The organism is Arthrobacter sp. JCM 19049 (genome assembly GCF_001310435.1).
Genome location: NZ_BAXF01000798.1, coordinates 1 through 759, shown reverse-complemented (window position 1 = coordinate 759; position 759 = coordinate 1). Strand labels below are relative to the sequence as shown.

The 759-nt window shown below is 70.4% G+C and carries 1 protein-coding gene and 1 pseudogene; one reads left to right on the top strand and one right to left on the bottom strand.

Annotated elements, in window-relative coordinates:
- Positions 1–175: acyl-CoA dehydrogenase family protein (locus tag JCM19049_RS21585; protein WP_279403444.1), on the top strand; the 175-nt coding region annotated here is incomplete at its 5' end.
- Positions 176–278: 103 nt separating this feature from the next.
- On the opposite strand, the pseudogene JCM19049_RS21580 reads toward JCM19049_RS21585, so the two are convergent.
- A pseudogene (locus JCM19049_RS21580) lies at positions 279–759 on the bottom strand (ATP-dependent helicase C-terminal domain-containing protein); the annotation flags it as partial.

Genomic DNA, 759 nt, shown 5'->3' with positions numbered 1-759 from the left:
CCGTTCGATCGCGGCGAACGCGCGGGACCTGTTGGGCGGCAACGGCATCCTGACCGACAACCGGGTGGCCCGCCACTTCGCGGACATGGAGGCGCTGCACACCTATGAGGGCACCGAAACGGTGCAGGCGCTGATCATGGGCCGGGCGATCACCGGCATCTCCGCCTTCGCCTAAGCCCAGGCCTTCGGCGACCCGTGGCACCAGTGATCCCCGCCAGCTGCACCCAGCTGGCGGGGATCACCCGTTCCGGGCGGCCGCAAGCACTGGCCAGCGGCGCCTAGCGCAACCGGTTTTTGGTTTTTGCGGTGGCCACGTGCTCCCAGGGGTTTTCCGGCCACGGATGCTTGGGATAGCGCCCGCGCATCTCGGCGCGCACCTGTCGGTACGGGCCATCCCAGAAACTGCGCAGGTCATCGGTGACCGCCAGGGGCCGGCCGGCCGGGGAAAGCAGGTGGAACTGGATCGGCACCTGCCGTGCAGCAGCCGCGGCGTTTGGGCCAGCCCGAAGCATTCCTGCAGCTTCACCGCCGCCACCACCCGGCCCTGCGCCGTGCCCGGCTCCGGTACTGCAGGGCGATGCGCGAGCCGCTGGGAACCTGCAGCCGCTCGGGCAGCAGCTCATCCAGGTCATGGGCGTGCTGCCATGGAATCAACGAGCGCAGCGCCTGGGCCAAGTCGACCTTTGCCGCCGCGGTCCCCCGGGCCATCTGCTGCAGCCCCTCCTGCAGCCACCCATCGGCCCGCTGCAGCAACGCCGG